Source organism: Micromonospora sp. NPDC047644, from assembly GCF_040704315.1.
In the GTDB taxonomy this organism is placed as follows: domain Bacteria; phylum Actinomycetota; class Actinomycetes; order Mycobacteriales; family Micromonosporaceae; genus Micromonospora.
The window spans coordinates 413,902-430,552 of sequence record NZ_JBEYSY010000002.1 but is presented as its reverse complement, the minus strand read 5'-3'; the positions used below and the strand labels follow the sequence as shown (position 1 = coordinate 430,552).

Below are 16,651 nucleotides of genomic sequence, written 5' to 3'. Positions count from 1 at the left end.
GACTGCGGGGCTCGCAAAACCGGCTCACTCCTCGCGCTCACACCCGGTCCTCCAGGTCGCCCTCACTGGCCAGGTACGTGTCGCGCAGCCGGTCCAGGGTGGCCGGCTCCGGCTTGGCCCACAGCCCCCGGTCGGCGGCCTCCAACAGGCGTTCGGTGATGCCGCGCAACGCCCACGGGTTGGACGTCTCCAGAAACTCCCGGGTGGTGTCGTCGAAGAGGTACGCGGCGGCCAGGTGCTCGTACATCCAGTCGTCGACCACACCAGCGGTGGCGTCGTAGCCGAACAGGTAGTCCACCGTGGCTGCCAGCTCGAACGCGCCCTTGTAGCCGTGCCGGCGCATCGCGGCGATCCACTTCGGGTTGACCACCCGGGCCCGGAACACCCGCCGGGTCTCCTCGCCCAGCGTGCGGGTGCGCACGTCGTGCGGCATCGCCGAGTCACCCACGTACGCCTGCGGTGACGTGCCGGTGAGGTGGCGGACCATCGCCACCATTCCGCCGTGGTATTGGAAGTAGTCGTCGGAGTCGACGATGTCGTGCTCACGGGTGTCCTGGTTCTTCACCGCCACCGCGATCCGGGCGAAGGAGCGCTCCATGTCGGCGCGCGCCTCCCGCCCGTCCAGGCCCCGGCCGTACGCGTAGCCGCCCCACACCGCGTACACCTCGGCCAGGTCGGCGTCGCTGCGCCAGGTCCGGGCGTCGATCAGGGGCAGCAGCCCGGCTCCGTACGCGCCGGGCTTGGAGCCGAAGATCCGGGCGGTGGCCCGCCGCTCGTCGCCGTGCTCGGCGAGGTCGGCGGCGACGTGCGCCCGCAGGTAGTTCTCCTCGTCCGGCTCGTCCAGGGCGGCGACCCGCCGGACGGCGTCGTCGAGCAACGCCACCACGTGCGGGAACGCGTCGCGGAAGAAGCCGGAGATGCGCACTGTGACGTCGACGCGCGGGCGGCCCAGCTCGGCGGTCGGCACCACCTCGACGCCGGTCACCCGCCGGGACCTGTCGTCCCAGACCGGCCGGCAGCCCAGCAGCGCGAGCACCTCGGCGATGTCGTCGCCCTGGGTACGCATCGCGCTGGTGCCCCAGACGGTCAACCCCACCGAGCGGGGGTACGCGCCGGTGTCGGCGAGGTGCCGGGCCAGCAGCGAGTCGGCGAGGGCCACCCCGACGTCCCAGGCGTTGCGGCTGGGAATGGCCTTCGGGTCGACGGAGTAGAAGTTGCGGCCGGTGGGCAGCACGTTGACCAGGCCCCGGGTGGGTGAGCCGGACGGGCCGGGCGGCACGAACCTGCCGTCCAGCGCCCCGAGGGTGTTGGTCAGCTCGTCGGTGGTGCGGTCGAGTCGGGGCACCAGCTCGGTGGCGGCGAAGTGCAGCACCGCGGCGACGTCCGGGATCGACCGACCGGTCACCTCCGTCACCACGGCGTCGATGGTGTCCACGGCCCAGTCCAGGGTCTCCATGCCGACGACCAGCCGCCGGGCGAGGGCCTCGATGAGGTCGATCGCGTCGGCGGCGGTGCCGGCCGGCCCGTCCACCACGTCGGTCAACGCCGCTGGCAGCGTCAGTCGCTGACCCGGCGACGCGAGCAGTTCCTGCTCGTCGAGCGAGTACGCGACGGCGAGGGCCTGTCGCAGGCCGGGCAGAGCACGGGCGCCGCCCCAGATCTGCGGGGCGCGCAGCACCGCGAGGACCAGGTTGACCCGGGGCTCGCCGGTGGGCGCGTCGGCGAGGATGTGCAGCCCGTCGCGGATCTGCACGTCCTTGACCTCGCACAGGTACCCGTCGAGGTGCAGCACGAAGTCGTCGAAGTCGTCCGCGTCGGGCATCGCCTCGGCGTGCAGGTCGTGGTGCAGCTCGGCGGCGCGCACCAGGTCCCAGATCTGGGCCCGCACGGTGGGCACCTTGGCCGGGTCGAGGGCCTGCACCGTCGCGTACTCGTCGAGCAGTTGCTCCAGTTTGGCCAGGTCGCCGTAGGTCTCGGCGCGGGCCATCGGCGGGACCAGGTGGTCGACGACCACGGCGTGCGCCCGCCGCTTGGCCTGGGTGCCCTCGCCGGGGTCGTTGACGATGAACGGGTACACCAGCGGCAGGTCGCCGAGGACCGCGTCGGGCGCGCAGTCGGCGGCCAGGCCGAGGCCCTTGCCGGGCAGCCACTCCAGGGTGCCGTGCTTGCCCAGGTGCACCACGGCGTCCGCGCCGAAGCCGCCGTCCGCGACGGGCGCGGTCAGCCAGTGGTAGGCGGCCAGGTAGTGGTGACTGGGCGGCAGGTCCGGGTCGTGGTAGATCGCGATGGGGTTCTCCCCGAAGCCGCGGGGCGGTTGGATCAGCAGCACCACGTTGCCGAAGCGCAGCCCGGCGAGCACGATGTCCCCGCCCTCGGTGTACAGCTCGCCCGGCGGCTCACCCCAGTGCTCCCGCATCCGCTCGCGCAGCTCGACCGGGACCTGGTCGAACCACCGTTGGTAGGTCGGCCCCGGTATCCGGGCCTCGGCGGCGGCCAACTGCTCCGGGGTGAGCCACTCCACGTCGTGACCACCGGCGGCGATCAACGCGTGGATCAGCGCGTCGCCGTCGTCGGGCGGCGGGGCGTCACCCAGGTCGTAGCCGGCCTCGGCCAACGCGGCGAACAGCCGGACCGCCGACGCCGGGGTGTCCAGCCCGACGGCGTTGCCGACCCGGGAGTGCTTGGTGGGGTACGAGCTGAGCACCACGGCGACCCGCTTGTCGGCGTGCGGCACGTACCGCAGCCGGGCATGGCGCACCGCGATCCCGGCGACCCTCGCGGCCCGCTCGGGATCGGCGGCGTAGACCGAGAGCCCGTCCGCGTCGATCTGCTTGAACGAGAACGGCACCGTGACGATCCGGCCGTCGAACTCGGGGATGGCCACCTGCATGGCGGCGTCCAACGGGGACAGACCGGCGTCGCTGTCGGCCCACTGCGCGCGGGTGCTGGTGAGACAGAGCGCCTGGATGACCGGCACGTCCAGGGCGGCCAGGGCGCCGACGTCCCAGGCGTCCTCGTCGCCACCACCGGAGGCGTCGGCGGCGACCGCGCCGCCGGCCGCGAGCACCGTGACCAGCAGCGCGTCACAGCGGGCGAAGAGCCCGAGGGGCCCGGCGCCCGCGGTCAACCCGCGCAACGAGCCGCAGAAGATCGGCAGCGGGTTGCCGCCGGCCTGGTGGACCGCGTCCGCGAGCACGTCGACGAATCCGGTGTTGCCGGCGAGGGCGTGCGCCCGGTAGAAGACGATGCCCACCGTGGGCCGGTCCGGGTCGGCGGGGTGGTCGCCGTGCACGCCGTACGCCGGGGTGGGCGCGGGTGCGGCGAACCCCTCGCCGGTGAGCAGCACCGTGTCGGAGAGGAACCGGGCCAACTGTCCGAGGTTGTCCGGGCCGCCCTCCACCAGGTACGCCAGCGACTGGGTGACGACCCCGGACGGCACTGTGGAGATGGCCATCAGCTCCGCGTCGGGCAGCGCCTCACCGCCGAGCACGACAGTCGGCACGCCGGTGGCGAGCACCGCGGCGAGGCCGTCCGGCCACGCCTGCCGACCACCGAGCAGGCGTACGACGACGAGGGCGACCCCGTCGATCAGGGCGGGCACCTCCTCGGCGGCGACCCGGGCAGGGTTGGCCAACCGGTAGTCGGCACCGCTGGCGCGGGCGGCCAGCAGGTCGGTGTCGGCGGTGGACAGCAGCAGGATGCGCACGGCAGGCTCCGGAGGGTGACGTCGGCGCGTTCGCCGAGGCGATCGGGCGACGAAGGATGGGCGCGGGGTTCAGCAGGCACCGCGACCCGGACGACTCACCGACGCGGGGCCGGCGGCGACGGGTGGCGCGGTGTCGAACTCAGCGGTGAACGGCGCGGGAGCGTGCGGATGCCGGTCCGGAGGCGCGGCCGGGTCGGGGCGCGGCGGGGCGTCCGCCGCTCGGCTCACGACGGTGATCGTCGGTGACAGAGACGCCATGCGTCATCGGGTCCTCCTCGGGTGTCCACGCCCTGGGGTACGTCCCGACGGCCGAAGTATCCTGGCTTCCGGATCGACGCTCTCCCCCGGCCTTCCAACCGCAGACACACGGCCGTGACTCACGAGGGGGGATCGCTCCCCGGTGACAGTGGCGGGACCGCGTCGGAATCGCACCGACTTCCTTCACTGCCGTCAGGCCGCGAATGCTGCCACACCCCTCCGCCGCCGGTCAACGCCGCTCCGGCCCCGCCAGGCGGGCGCCACCCATCGAGGCTCGGCGATCGACGCGTGCGGGGCTCCGCGCCACGCGAGGCCCCAGATCAATGTGCGCCGCCCTTTGCTCTGCTTACCAATGCGCACCAGACACGGAGCGTCACCGGCGCATATAGGTAAGCAGAGCAAAGGGCGGCCACGGGTGTCGTGACCTGCGCCGATCGTTTGGCGGGCGGTGCTGTTCGATGCGCTGAATTAGGATCAGCAACACCACGCCCGTGATCCGCGATCAATCTCGGAGATCGATCACCATGGTCGCCCCGCAGTTCCACCACCTGGCTGGTCGTGTCTGGATCTGTCCGGGCGACCCCGAACCCGAGGCGGTCCAGGCCGGCGTCGCCGTTGTGGCCGACGAGCGCGGCAGTGTGATGATCGACGCCGGGCAGAGCCCAGCGCACGCCCGCGGCATCCAGGCCGCGCTCGCCGCAGCCGGGCTTCCGGAGCCACGCTGGCTCGTCTACACCCACCACCACTGGGACCATGTCTGGGGAGCCTGCGCCTGGCCCGACGTGGAGATCGTCGGGCATGAGACGGCAGTGCCGCTGCTGCGTGCCGAAGCCGCACAGCCGTGGAGCCACCACTATCTGGACGAGCGGATGCGCGCCGACCCTCGTCTCGTCCCGAGCTTCCGAGGTCGGGCACGGGCGATGGACTCCTGGGAGGATTGGGCGACTGCTTCTACCCGCCGCCGGCGCACCTGCGCCGGCCGGAGGACGGCCTCGATCTCGACCTGATCCGGAGACTGCTCGACGGTGACTACCACTGGTACGTCTCCAGCCACGCGGAGCCGATGACGTTCGATCAGGCCCGCGCGGTCGTGGACGACGCCTGATCCCGGCGGCCCTCAGCGGGCGTGGCGCTCGGGGTGGGCCCGGCTCCAGGTCCGCATCCGCTCCGGGTAGCCGGTGCGCGCCGCCTCGTACAGCGGCACCGCGTGCTTGCGGGCGATGGCCCCGGCCGCGCGGGGTGTTCCGGTACGGCGGCGGATCCACTCGCCGTCGTGTGCGATCGCCACCACCGTGGTGTCCGTCGCGGTCGTCTCCGGTTCCAGGTAGAACTCCACCCCTCGCCGGCTGGCCACGAACGCCTCCAGCGCCGCGAGGTCGTCGCGGGTCGCCTCCCGGTCCAGCTTCGTCGGGGTCGCCTCGGCACCCCGTGACCGCCGATTGAACCAGCTCATGCCCCGCCCCTCTCGTCGACGCCCCTCCAGTGCAGCACCGATTCCTGGCAATACCCTGCACGCCGGGTGGGAGGGAGCTGACCACAGTCGGGAAATCCGGGTGGAACCCACGGCGGGTGGGCGGTGTCATGAGTGTGATCCGAACGGAGGCTCCCCTGGACGACGAGACGCTCGTCACCCGCGCCCGGGCAGGTGACCTGGAGGCGTACGACCTCCTGGTCGCCCGGCACACCGCGTCCGCGTACCGGACCGCGGTGCTGCTCGGCGCGGGCTCGGACTCCGAGGACGTGATCCAGGAGGCGTTTGTGAAGGCGTACCGGAAGCTGTCCCGTTACCGGGGTGACGCGTCCTTCCGGTCGTGGCTGCTCGCGATCGTCGCGAACGAGACCCGCAACCTGCACCGCTCCCGTGGCCGGCGCGACGGGCTCGTCCTGCGGGCGGCGGCAGCGGATCCGAGGTCCGAGATCGCCGAGGACGACGCGGTCGCCGCGGTCCTCGCCGGGGAACGCCGGGAGTCGCTGGTGCGGGCGCTGCGGCAACTGCCAGCACGGGACCGCGAGGTCATCGTCTGCCGGTTCTTCCTCGACCTCACCGAGGAGGAGACGGTGTCGGCTCTGGGCTGGCCCCGGGGCACCGTGAAATCGCGTACGTCCCGGGCGCTGGCGAAGCTTCGCGCCCTGCTCGACAGTGCGGAGATCCGGCATGGGTGACCTCGAACGGGAACTGCGCGACCTGTCCGCCTGGCTGGACACCCCCGACCCGCCCGACGTGACCGCCCGGGTCCGCGTACGACTGGGCACGCCCGCGCCCCGGCGACGCCGGTGGCGGTCGCTCGCCGCGGCGGCGCTCGCCGCGCTGCTGGTGGCGCTGTTGCCGCCGACGCGCGCCGCGATCGCCGACGCCGTCACGGGGCTGCTGCGCTTCGCCGGGGTCAGCATCGCCACCTCACCCGCCCCGACGCCGGCCGGCGGCACCGCGTCGCCGTTGCCCGGGCAGCGGAGCGTCGCCCTGGCCGAGGCCCAGCGGGCGGTGCGGTTTCCGATCCGCCTGCCGGCGAAGCTGGGCACGCCCGAGCAGGTACTGGTCGCCGACCCGGACGCCACCGGCCGGTACCGGGTGGCGACGCTGCTCTACGACGGGGGCGCGCTGCGCGTCGACGCGTTCGACGGTCACCTCGACCTGGCCTTCCACAAGGAGGTCACCCCGCCGGGCGCGAACTGGGTCCAGGTGAACGGCGACTTCGCCGTGTGGGTCGACGGCCCACACGTGTTGTCCTACGTAGACCGGGCGGGTGGGATCCGCAGGGAGACCGCCCGGCTTGCCGCCTCGACGCTGATCTGGCAGGACAACGACGTGAGCTACCGGCTTGAGGGGGCCCTCACCAAGGCCGAGGCGATCGAGGTGGCGCGCTCACTGGGCTAGGGCGCGGTCGGGTCCCAGTCCGCGAGCTGCTCCATCGGCGTGGTGTCACCGGTCGCTTCCAGACTGTCGAGCGGAACGCGCTGGTAGAAGTAGAGGATCATGTCGCTCGCTGCGCCGCGCAGCGCCATGTCGCCCGGCTCCGCGTCGGCGGCGAGGTCGTCGCAGCGGACGCCGTCGGCGTCGAGGGTCAGGCGCCAGGAGCGGCCCTCGGTCGTGTGCAGGTCGATGGTCGCCGGCTCGAACGGCCAGGCAACGGTCGTCGCCGCCACGGTCGTCAGGAACTCGTCGACGCCCTCGACCGCGACGTCCGACGGTAGCGGCTGTGCCGCTCCCTGAGTGAGCTGGACGTCGTAGGTGTGGACGGCCAGTTCCTGGACCTGGTGCCGGGCGACGGCTCCGCTGGTCTGCGGTGCCTGCGAGCGGCCCCACCAGGTCCAGCAGCCGCGATCCGGGCCGGCCTCGTGCAGCGCGTCGAGCATCAGCCCGGTCGACTCGGCGAGCCAGGCATCCAGGGCCTCGCGGTGGCGGGGCGCGGTCGGGGCGCCCTTCGGGTCCGCCCTCGTCGGGGGCTCGACGCCCGAGCCCGCCGCGATGATGACGGCCTGACGGCGGCGGCCGTCGCCGAGGTGCTGCGCCAGTTCGCGCAGCGTCCAGTCCGGGCAGGTCGGGACCGGGACGTCAAGGTCGGGGGCGGACGCGAGCGCGGCGCGGAACGCCGCCGAGCGATCTTCGATCAGCCGCAGGACCTCGGGGAACTCCACAGTGTTCGGCACCCCGGTTGTGTATCACCGCGCGCCGCCGCCGGACAGCGAATTTGGCGGACGACGTCGACCGCTGGTCGACCTTTCACCTGAGCCCTGAGCCCTGAGCACCAGCGCGGCGAGCGGCCGTGACAGGCCGGTCAGCACCAGGAACCTGGCGGGCCTGGGCGGTGTCGAAAGGGTGCGGCGAGTCGTCGACGCGTACCGGAAGGAGCGAGATGGTTTCCTGGGGCAGGTTGATGCTGGCATCCTCGGTGGTCCTGCTGGCGGCGTGCACGACAACGACCAGCGGGGCGGCGCCGACGGCGGGAGCGGCCACCACGGCGAGCACCGCGAGCGCCTGCGCGGCGCGGGTCGAGACGGGGTCGCTGCCGGACTGGGCGGACGCCGGGTTCAGCGGGGACGCGCGGGTTCCGCACGTCTTCGGCGCGAAGGGCGACATAGTCGCGGTGCTGTTCGCCCACCCGCTGCGGCAGGTCCGGACGGACGGGTCGAACAACAAGATCCTGTGGGTGGCCCGCGCCGCCACGACCTCCCCCGACCCCACCGCGCCGGCGACCCTGGTGATCACCGCGAGGCTGGACGGCACCGACACCCGGGTGATCCGGGAGGTGCCCGGTGGCCCCGGTCCATCGATCATCGACCTGCCCGAGGCCGGCTGCTGGCGCCTCGACCTGCGCTGGTCCGGGCACACCGACACGATGGACCTGGTCTACGCCCCCTGAGCCAGCGCCGGGCCACCTAGGCTGCCTGACGTGCGGGAGGACGAACGGGTGGCGGCGGCGGTCCGCAACAACGCCGAGTGGTGCGACATCGTCTGCGGCAGCCACGGGCTGCCCGGCCGTACCGACGCCGACGCCTGGTCGGTCCCCCACCGTTCGCCGCAGTGGTACCCGGACGCGGTCACCCTACGGCCGGGCGTCGACGCCGACGCCCTGCTGGCCCGGATCGACGCCAGCCCGGGCGCGTCGGTGAAGGACAGCTTCACCGACCTCGACCTGTCCGGGTACGGGTTCCGGGTGCTCTTCGACGCGCAGTGGATCCACCGGCCACCGTCGGCACCACCTGTCGACACACCGCTGGCCCCGGTCACCACACCCGACGAGTTGGCGGCCTGGGCGGCGGCCCACGGCGGCGGGGACTTGTTCCGCCCCGCGCTCCTGGCCGACCCCCGCGTACGGGTGCTCGCCCGCCACGACGACCGTGGTGTGGTCACCGGTGGAGCGGTGCTCAGCGGCGACGGCCCGTACGGCGTCTCCAACCTGTTCGCCCGCGTCGACACCTCCCGGGCCATCTGGCGCGCGGTGTGTGCCACAGTGCCCGACGCGCCGCTGGTCGGCTACGAGAGCACCCCGGCACTGACGCCGGCGCTCTCCGCTGGTTTCGCCACCACCGGCCCTCTCCGCATCTGGCTGCACGGCTGACGCTCCGGCCACGGGCTCCGGGTACGGACAGCTATGCTGGGCGGCATCGGCACCGATCCGGCCATCACCGGGGAGCCTCCGGAAGAACGGGCAGTTCGACCGCCCTGGTAGAACCGGACGTCGCGGCACGTCACGTCGTGAAATTGAGCGGCGCCTGCACCGACGAGGCGCAAGCGGGGTGGTACCGCGGAGTCCTGGCCATACGCCCGGCGCTTCGTCCCCGCGTGGGCAGTGAGCTGATGCCCCGCGAGCGGACGTGAAGTGTAGGGAGAACGTCGGTGCCGGACGGTCCGTCGAAGTCGCCATTCGTGCCACTGCCCACCAAGATCGACTTTGGTGGGATGGACCGCGCGGTCATCGAGTGGTGGCAGGCCAACAACGTGTTCGACCGGAGTCTGGAACAGACGGCCGACGGTCCGCCGTGGGTGTTCTACGAGGGGCCGCCGACCGCCAACGGCACGCCGGGCACCCACCACATCGAGGCGAGGGTCTTCAAGGACCTCTTTCCCCGGTACCGGACGATGCGGGGCTACTCGGTGCCGCGCCGCGCCGGGTGGGACTGCCACGGCCTGCCCGTCGAGCTCGCGGTGGAGAAGGAGTTGGGGCTCAGCGGCAAGGCCGACATCGAGCGGATGGGTGTCGCGGAGTTCAACGCCCTGTGTCGCACCTCGGTGCTGCGGCACGTCGACGAGTTCGTCCAGCTCAGCGAGCGGATGGGTTACTGGATCGACCTGGAGCATCCGTACCAGACCATGTCCCCGGAGTACGTCGACAGCGTCTGGTGGTCACTGAAGCAGATCCACGACGGCGGGCGGCTGGTGGAGGACTTCCGGGTCGCGCCGTACTGCACCCGCGACGGCACGACCCTGTCCGACCACGAGGTGGCGCAGGGGTACGAGACCGTCACCGACCCTTCCGTGTACGTGCGGTTCCCGTTGCGCGGGGACGTGGCCGGACACAGCGGCGTCGACCTGCTGGTCTGGACCACCACCCCGTGGACCCTGGTGTCCAACACCGCCGTCGCCGTACACCCCGCGGTGACGTACGCGCTCGCCCGCACCGGGCAGGGCACGTTCGTCGTCGCCGAACCGCTGGCTCGGCGGGTCCTCGGCGACGAGGCGGAGATCCTGGCGACCGTACCCGGGTCGGCGTTGGAAGGGCTGCGGTACGAGCGGCCGTTCGACCTGGTGGACATCCCCGACGCGCACCTCGTGGTCCTCGCGGAGTACGTCACCACCGAGGACGGCACCGGCCTGGTGCACCAGGCGCCGGCATTCGGCGCGGACGACCTCGCCGTCTGCCGCGCGTACGGGTTGCCGCTGGTCAACCCGGTCGCCCCGAACGGGCGGTTCACCGACGACATCGACCTGGTCGGTGGGGTGTTCTTCAAGGACGCCGACGCGTTGCTCATCGACCGTCTCCGGCAGACTGGTCGGTTGTTCCGGCACGAACCGTTCGAGCACCCCTACCCGCACTGCTGGCGGTGCCACACGCCGCTGATGTACTACGCGCAGCCGTCCTGGTACATCCGGACGACCGAGGTCCGCGACGAGCTGACGCGGGAGAATGAGAACACCAACTGGTTCCCGGAGCACATCAAGCACGGCCGCTACGGCGACTGGCTGAAGAACAACATCGACTGGGCGGTGTCCCGTTCCCGGTACTGGGGCACCCCGCTGCCGCTGTGGCGATGCCCGGACAACCACGTCACCGCTGTCGGTTCCCGTACGGAGCTCGGGGAGTTGGCCGGCGCCGACCTGTCCGAGCTGGACCCGCACCGCCCGTACGTCGACGAGATCACCTTCGCCTGCCCCGACTGCGGTCGGACCGCCACCCGGGTTCCCGAGGTGATCGACGCCTGGTACGACTCCGGGGCCATGCCGTTCGCGTCGTTGGGCTACCCCCACGTGCCGGGTAGCAGGGAGATCTTCGAACGCACCTACCCGGCCCAGTACATCTGCGAGGCGATCGACCAGACGCGCGGGTGGTTCTACACGCTGATGGCGGTCGGCACGCTGGTCTTCGACCGGTCCCCGTACGAGAACGTCGTCTGCCTCGGGCACATCCTGGCCGAGGACGGCCGCAAGATGAGCAAACACCTGGGCAACATCCTGCTGCCGATCCCGCTGATGGACACCCACGGCGCCGACGCGGTGCGCTGGTTCATGGCCTGCTCCGGCTCACCGTGGTCGCCGCGCCGGATCGGGCCCGGCCCACTCGACGAGATCGTCCGCAAGGTGTTGATGACCTACTGGAACACCGCGGCGTTCTTCTCCCTCTACGCGGCGAACTCGACGTGGGCGCCGCAGCTGGCGCAGCCGGTCGCCCAGCGGCCGGTGTTGGACCGGTGGATCGTCGGGGAGGTCCACGCCCTCGCGGCCGCCGTCGACGAACGGATGCGGAACTACGACACGGCGCGTGCCGGCCGGCTGCTCGCCGACTTCATCGACGACCTGTCGAACTGGTACGTACGCCGGTCGCGGCAGCGTTTCTGGGAGGGCGACACCGACGCCCTCACCACCCTGTACGAGTGCCTCGACATTCTCACGCGGCTACTGGCGCCCTTCGTTCCCTTCGTCACGGAGCAGGTGTGGCAGCAGGTCCTCCGGCCGGGTGCCGCGACGGCTGTGGAGTCGGTGCACCTGGCGGCCTGGCCCACAGCGGACACCACGGTGATCAGCACCGAGCTGTCGGCCCAGGTGGCCACTGCGCGGGCGTTGGCCGAGGCGGGACGGTCCGCGCGTAAGGCGAGCAGTCTGCGGATCCGTCAGCCGTTGAGCCGGGCGCTCGTGGGGCTGCCGGCCGGCACCGTCCTCCCGCCGGCGCTGCTGGACGACATCGGCGACGAGTTGAACGTCAAGGTCCTCCAGCCGCTCGACGCCCAGAGCGGGGTCATCGACGTGCGGGTCAAAGCGAACTTCCGGACGCTGGGCCGCCGGTTCGGCAACCGCACCCAGCACGTCGCGACGGCGATTGCCGCCGTCGCCCCCCGGGACCTGGTCGACGGCGTCCGGGCGAACGGGTCGTACCCGCTGTCGATCGACGGTACGCGGGTCGAGGTGGGCCCGGACGACATCCTGATCACGGAGGTGCCGCGCACCGGTTGGGTCGTGGAGTCCCAGCGCGGCGTGACGATCGCGTTGGACACCGAGATCACCCCCGAACTGGCGGCCGAGGGCGTCGCACGCGACGTCGTCCGCATCATCCAGCAGGCCCGCCGCGACGCCGACTTCGAGGTCTCCGACCGGGTCACCGTGTCGATCGCCGCCCCCGCGGATGTCGCGGCGGCGATCTCGGCGCATCGGAAGCTCATCGCGCACGAGACCCTCGCGCTCCAGCTGACGGTCGCGGACGCGGTGTCGGAGGGGTTCTCCGGCACCGTGGGCGATGGTCAGGAGATCGTCGTGCACGTCGTGCGGGCCTGAGCGGTGACGGGGTGGACGATCAGCGCAGACGGGTCAGGTCGTCCGGGGTCAGGCGTAGGGCACCGGCCGCGACGTTCTGCGCCAGGTGCTCCGGGTCGGCGGTGCCGGGGATGGCGAGCACGTGGGGGCCCTGGTGCAGGGTCCAGGCGAGGCGTACCTGCTGCGCGGTGACGCCGTGGGCGCGGGCGACCGCCTCGACGGCCTCGCCCTGCGCGGTGCCCGCGCCTGCCTCCCGCCCGGTGCCGGCCAGCGCGAAGAACGGCACGTAGGCGATGCCCCGCTGACCGCAGAGCCGGACGAACGCGTCCTGCTCCCGGTAGGCGTCCACCCCGTAGTTGTTCTGCACGCAGACCACCGGCGCGATGCCCGTCACCTCGTCCAGCTGTTCGGGCCGGGCGTTGGAGAGCCCGAGGTGCCGGATCAGCCCGGCGGCCCGCAGCTCGGCGAGCGCGCCGAACCGGTCGGCCACCGGCACCGCACCCGGCCCTCGGCCGAGGCGCAGGTTCACCACGTCGAGCTGGTCGCGGCCGAGTCGGCGGAGGTTCTCCTCCACCTGGGCCCGCAGCTGCGCCGGGGTGAACGCCTCGGTGAAGCCCGCCTCCGGGTCGTACCCGAAACCGACCTTGGTGGCGATCACCAGGTCCTCCCGGTACGGGGCGAGCGCCGCGCGGATCAGCTCGGTGGCGTAGCGGGCCGGTCCGGTGCCGACGCGGAGCGTGCCGCCGGGCGAGACGTAGAACGCGGCGGTGTCGATGTGGTTGACGCCCAGCTCCACGGCGCGGCGCAGCAGGGCGACGGCCCGGTCACGGTCGGGGTTCGCGGTGATCCGCATGGAGCCGAAGCCCATCCGGTGCACGGTACGGTCACCCAGGATCCAGCTGCCCGCCGCGGCGGCGGTGATCTCGTCGGTTGGCATCGGGCGACCCTAACCAGCTCGGATACGTGACGCAGTCGGCCACGCACCCGATACCGCCCGACGGCGGAGTGGGTTAGTTTTTAGTGGCGGAGGAAACGGCGTGCGGCGGGCGCAGCACCGGCACCAGCAGCAGGGTCGGCAGCAGCAGCAACGGCACCGCCAGCAACGCGCGCAGGGTGCCGACCTCGTCGCCGACCAGCCCCAGCAACGGCGGGCCAGCGAGGAACGCGGTGTAGCCGATCACCGCGACCACGCTCACCCGCACCGCCGCGTGCGCCTCGTCGTCGGCCGCCGCGCTCATCCCGACCGGGAAGCCCAGCGACGCACCCAGGCCCCACAGCGCGACGCCGATGACGGCCACCGGCCCGGAGCCCGCCAGCACCGCCAGGCCGGCGCCGACCACGGCGAGGCCGATGGTGCCGCTGAGCACCGGCACCCGACCCCACCGGTCCAGGGCGATGGTGCCGACGGTGCGTCCGACGGTCATGCCGACCACGAAGACCGCGAAGACCGCCGCGCCGGCGGCCTCGCTCAGATCCCGCCCATCGATGAACGCCACGGCCAGCCAGTCGTTGGCGGCACCCTCGGTGAACGCCGCCACCAGCACGAACAGCCCGATCAGCAGGGTGCGTGGCTCCCGCCAGGCGGCGAGCTGAGCCCGGCGACGGGCAGCCGGGGTGGCGTCCGCCGGGTCGCCGGTGTGATCGCTGCCCACGGGCAGGAACGTCCGGGCGGCGAGCGCAGTGCCGGTCAACACGACCACCGCCACTGCGACGAGATGCGCGCCGACCGACACGTCGAACCGGGCCGCCCCGGCGCCCAGCGCCGCTCCGGCCACCGAGCCGAGGCTCCACCCGGCGTGGAACCGGGGCATGATCGTACGACCCAGCCGCCGTTCCACCGCCGCGCCCTCGACGTTCATCGCCACGTCGCAGGCGCCGGAGCCGTAGCCGAGGGCGACGAGTCCCAGGGCGACGACGGCGAACGACCCGGTCATCGTGGCGCCCAGGCCCGCCACGGTCAGGCCGACCGCGACCACCGCGGTGGCGAGGGTGACGGTGCGGGCCGCGCCGAGACGCTGGGCGAGCAGGCCGGCGGTGGGCATGGCCAGCAACGCGCCGACGCTCATCGCCAGCAGCAGCAACCCCAGTCGACCGGCGGAGAGGTCCAACGCCTCCCGGACCGCCGGAACGCGGGAGAACCAGCTACCCACGGCCAGCCCGTTGAGGGTGAAGGTGACAGCGACGCCGTTGCGGGCGAGCCGCACCGTCCGCAGGGTCGGCGACGCGGTTGTCGGGGCTGACGGGCGACTGGTGGGGGCGCTCACGGGGGTGGTTCCTCTTCCTCGGGGTGATCTCCTGGCACGATCGCACACCTGAGAGCGCTACCACCACAACTGGGAACCGCCCCTTACCGCTGCTGGATCGGCCGGGGCATGATGTGGGCAGGCGTTGGTCCGACCGGACGGGCCGCCGCGGGAGGCGACGATGACGACAGCGGCACACCGACCGGCCACGCTCGAGGACGTGGCCCGGGTCGCCGGGGTGTCCCGGTCCACGGCGTCGCGGGTGATCGCCGGCACGGGGTTCGCCTCGCCGGCTGCCCGGAAGCAGGTCACGGCAGCCGTCGACCAGCTCGGCTACGTGCCCAACCCGGCCGCCCGGGCGCTGGTGCACGGCCGCGGCGGCGTACGCCTGGTGGTGGCCGTTCTGGGCACCAGCGCCGCGGTGCTGGACGACCCGTACGTGCACCAGGTGGTCGGCGCGGCCGCCCGGGTGTGCACGCCCGCCGGTGTCGGGGTGGCCCTGTGCTGGCTGCCGTTCGGCGACCCCCGCAGCCTCGACCAACTCGACGGCGATCGCAGTGTGTGTGGCGTGATCCTGGTCAACACCACCGAGGAGCTGCTGGCGGCGGTGCCCCGGTCGCTGCGCGGTCGGGTGGTCTCGATCGGCATCGGCTCGGCGACAGTGCCCTCGTTCGACGTCGACAACGCCGCCGGCTCCGAGGCGGTGCTGCGTCACCTGTACGCCTCCGGGCGACGCCGGATCGCCATGGTGACCGGCCCCCGGTGGCTGCCGTGCGCGCAACGCCCCGTTCAGACGTACCGTCGGCTGATGGCCGAGGCCGGCCTGCCGGAGCGGGTACTGCCCGGGGACTTCCGGGCGGCGCGCGGCCGGACGGCGGCCGGCGAGGCGCTACGCCGCTGGCCGGACATCGACGCCATCTACGCGATCAGCGACGACACCGCGCTCGGGGTGATCGCTGGCCTGCGCGACGCCGGCGCGCGCGTGCCCGGTGACGTCGCGGTGGCCGGCTTCGACGACATTCCGTTGGCCGGGATGACCGCCCCGGCGCTGACGACGGCGAGTCATCCGGTGGGACGGATCGCCGGCGCCGCAGCCACCGCTCTGCTTCAAGGACGTCCGGTTGCCCCGGTGACCCTCTTCCCGTCCGCACTGGTGGCGCGGGCCAGCGCGTGAGTCGACGCCCGGTCGGGCACGCTCACGGTTAACGCCTCAGGGGCCGGGTAACCGCGTCGCACCTTCCGTCCACCGTGAGGAGCGCCGACCCGTGTCCGACTCCGCGCCGTCACACTGGGACCCGGCGCCGAGCCCCCGGGACGGCCGGTTGACCGCCCGCCGCCACCCACCGGTGGCGCCGGGCCGCACCGGGCTGGTGCCGATGACCGGCCCCGACGGTGACCGGCTGGCCCTGAGGTACGCCCCGGAGCCGGCGACCGACGGTTCGGCGTACCGGTTGGTGCTGCTCCTGCACGGTGCGGGCGGCTCGGCGCGACAGGGGCTGGACCTGCTGCTGCCGGTCGCGGACGCGCAGCACCTGCTGCTGGTCGCCCCGGACTCGTCGGCCGCCAGTTGGGACCTGATCGCCGGTGGCTTCGGGGCGGACGTGGGACGCATCGACGGGCTGTTGGCGACCGTCTTCGACAGCTACCCGGTGGCCGACGTGACGGTCGGCGGCTTCTCCGACGGTGCCTCGTACGCGCTGTCGCTGGGCTTGGCGAACGGCGACCTGGTCGACGCGGTGGTGGCCTTCTCCCCCGGTTTCGCCGCGCCCCCGGTCACCCACGGCCGGCCACGGATCTTCATCTCGCACGGCGTCGACGACCGGGTGCTCCCCATCGACGTGTGCAGCCGCCGTCTCGTTCCCCACCTGCGCGACCTCGGCTACGACGTGACCTACCGGGAGTTCCCCGGCGGCCACGACATCCCCGCCCCGATCCGCGACGCCGCCACCACCTGGCTCACCGCCCATCCGTGACGGGCGA

At 72.7% G+C, this 16,651-nt stretch carries 14 protein-coding genes and 1 riboswitch; of the genes, 8 read left to right on the top strand and 6 right to left on the bottom strand.

The features are described 5' to 3' along the window. Window positions 1-37: 37 nt before the first annotated feature. Both cobN and AB0877_RS05160 read right to left on the bottom strand, forming a co-directional pair. Window positions 38-3,706, bottom strand: a complete 3,669-nt coding sequence (gene cobN / locus AB0877_RS05165) for a cobaltochelatase subunit CobN (protein WP_366606803.1) — start codon at window positions 3,704-3,706, stop codon at window positions 38-40. Between the two features lie 69 nt (window positions 3,707-3,775). Next, a complete protein-coding gene (locus AB0877_RS05160; protein ID WP_366606801.1) occupies window positions 3,776-3,934 on the bottom strand; it encodes a hypothetical protein in 159 nt (52 codons plus the stop codon). A gap of 84 nt (window positions 3,935-4,018) precedes the next feature. Next, window positions 4,019-4,148: riboswitch (cobalamin riboswitch) on the bottom strand. Between the two features lie 340 nt (window positions 4,149-4,488). Between AB0877_RS05160 and AB0877_RS05155 the strand changes: the two genes are divergently transcribed. Further along, entirely contained in the window at window positions 4,489-4,971 is a 483-nt protein-coding gene (locus tag AB0877_RS05155) for an MBL fold metallo-hydrolase (RefSeq protein ID WP_366606799.1), read from the top strand. 110 nt (window positions 4,972-5,081) lie between these two features. On the opposite strand, the gene AB0877_RS05150 is transcribed toward AB0877_RS05155, so the two are convergent. After that, window positions 5,082-5,417, bottom strand: a complete 336-nt coding sequence (locus AB0877_RS05150) for a hypothetical protein (protein ID WP_366606798.1) — start codon at window positions 5,415-5,417, stop codon at window positions 5,082-5,084. Between the two features lie 128 nt (window positions 5,418-5,545). Here AB0877_RS05150 and AB0877_RS05145 point away from each other — a divergent pair, with 128 nt between their 5' ends. Further along, window positions 5,546-6,127 (top strand): RNA polymerase sigma factor, encoded by a 582-nt coding sequence (locus AB0877_RS05145; RefSeq protein ID WP_366606796.1) that lies wholly within the window; start codon window positions 5,546-5,548, stop codon window positions 6,125-6,127. Next, entirely contained in the window at window positions 6,120-6,839 is a 720-nt protein-coding gene (locus AB0877_RS05140) for a hypothetical protein (protein ID WP_366606794.1), read from the top strand. Before AB0877_RS05145 ends, AB0877_RS05140 begins: the two co-directional genes overlap by 8 nt. On the opposite strand, the gene AB0877_RS05135 is transcribed toward AB0877_RS05140, so the two are convergent. Then, window positions 6,836-7,612, bottom strand: a complete 777-nt coding sequence (locus tag AB0877_RS05135) for a maleylpyruvate isomerase N-terminal domain-containing protein (RefSeq protein WP_366606793.1) — start codon at window positions 7,610-7,612, stop codon at window positions 6,836-6,838. The two genes, AB0877_RS05140 and AB0877_RS05135, sit on opposite strands and share 4 nt — an antisense overlap. 206 nt (window positions 7,613-7,818) lie before the next feature. Between AB0877_RS05135 and AB0877_RS05130 the strand changes: the two genes are divergently transcribed. From AB0877_RS05130 to ileS, 3 genes are all read left to right on the top strand, one after another. Further along, window positions 7,819-8,325, top strand: a complete 507-nt coding sequence (locus AB0877_RS05130; RefSeq protein ID WP_366606791.1) for a hypothetical protein — start codon at window positions 7,819-7,821, stop codon at window positions 8,323-8,325. A gap of 30 nt (window positions 8,326-8,355) precedes the next feature. After that, on the top strand, window positions 8,356-9,024 hold the full coding sequence (locus AB0877_RS05125) for a hypothetical protein (RefSeq protein WP_366606790.1): 669 nt from the start codon (window positions 8,356-8,358) through the stop codon (window positions 9,022-9,024). Window positions 9,025-9,302: 278 nt separating this feature from the next. Beyond that, complete coding sequence (gene ileS, locus AB0877_RS05120; protein ID WP_366606788.1) at window positions 9,303-12,449, top strand: isoleucine--tRNA ligase; 3,147 nt, start codon at window positions 9,303-9,305, stop codon at window positions 12,447-12,449. 19 nt (window positions 12,450-12,468) lie between these two features. Here the strand turns inward: ileS and AB0877_RS05115 are convergent, their stop codons facing one another. Together AB0877_RS05115 and AB0877_RS05110 are read right to left on the bottom strand one after the other, a co-directional pair. Continuing rightward, on the bottom strand, window positions 12,469-13,365 hold the full coding sequence (locus AB0877_RS05115; protein WP_366606786.1) for an aldo/keto reductase: 897 nt from the start codon (window positions 13,363-13,365) through the stop codon (window positions 12,469-12,471). Window positions 13,366-13,438: 73 nt separating this feature from the next. Continuing rightward, complete coding sequence (locus AB0877_RS05110; RefSeq protein ID WP_366606784.1) at window positions 13,439-14,692, bottom strand: MFS transporter; 1,254 nt, start codon at window positions 14,690-14,692, stop codon at window positions 13,439-13,441. Between the two features lie 160 nt (window positions 14,693-14,852). Between AB0877_RS05110 and AB0877_RS05105 the strand changes: the two genes are divergently transcribed. Together AB0877_RS05105 and AB0877_RS05100 are read left to right on the top strand one after the other, a co-directional pair. Beyond that, complete coding sequence (locus tag AB0877_RS05105) at window positions 14,853-15,845, top strand: LacI family DNA-binding transcriptional regulator (RefSeq protein WP_366606782.1); 993 nt, start codon at window positions 14,853-14,855, stop codon at window positions 15,843-15,845. 91 nt (window positions 15,846-15,936) lie between these two features. After that, window positions 15,937-16,644 carry a phospholipase gene (locus tag AB0877_RS05100; protein WP_366606780.1) on the top strand — a complete coding sequence of 236 codons (708 nt, stop codon included), beginning with the start codon at window positions 15,937-15,939 and terminating at the stop codon, window positions 16,642-16,644. The last annotated feature ends 7 nt before the right edge of the window (window positions 16,645-16,651 follow it).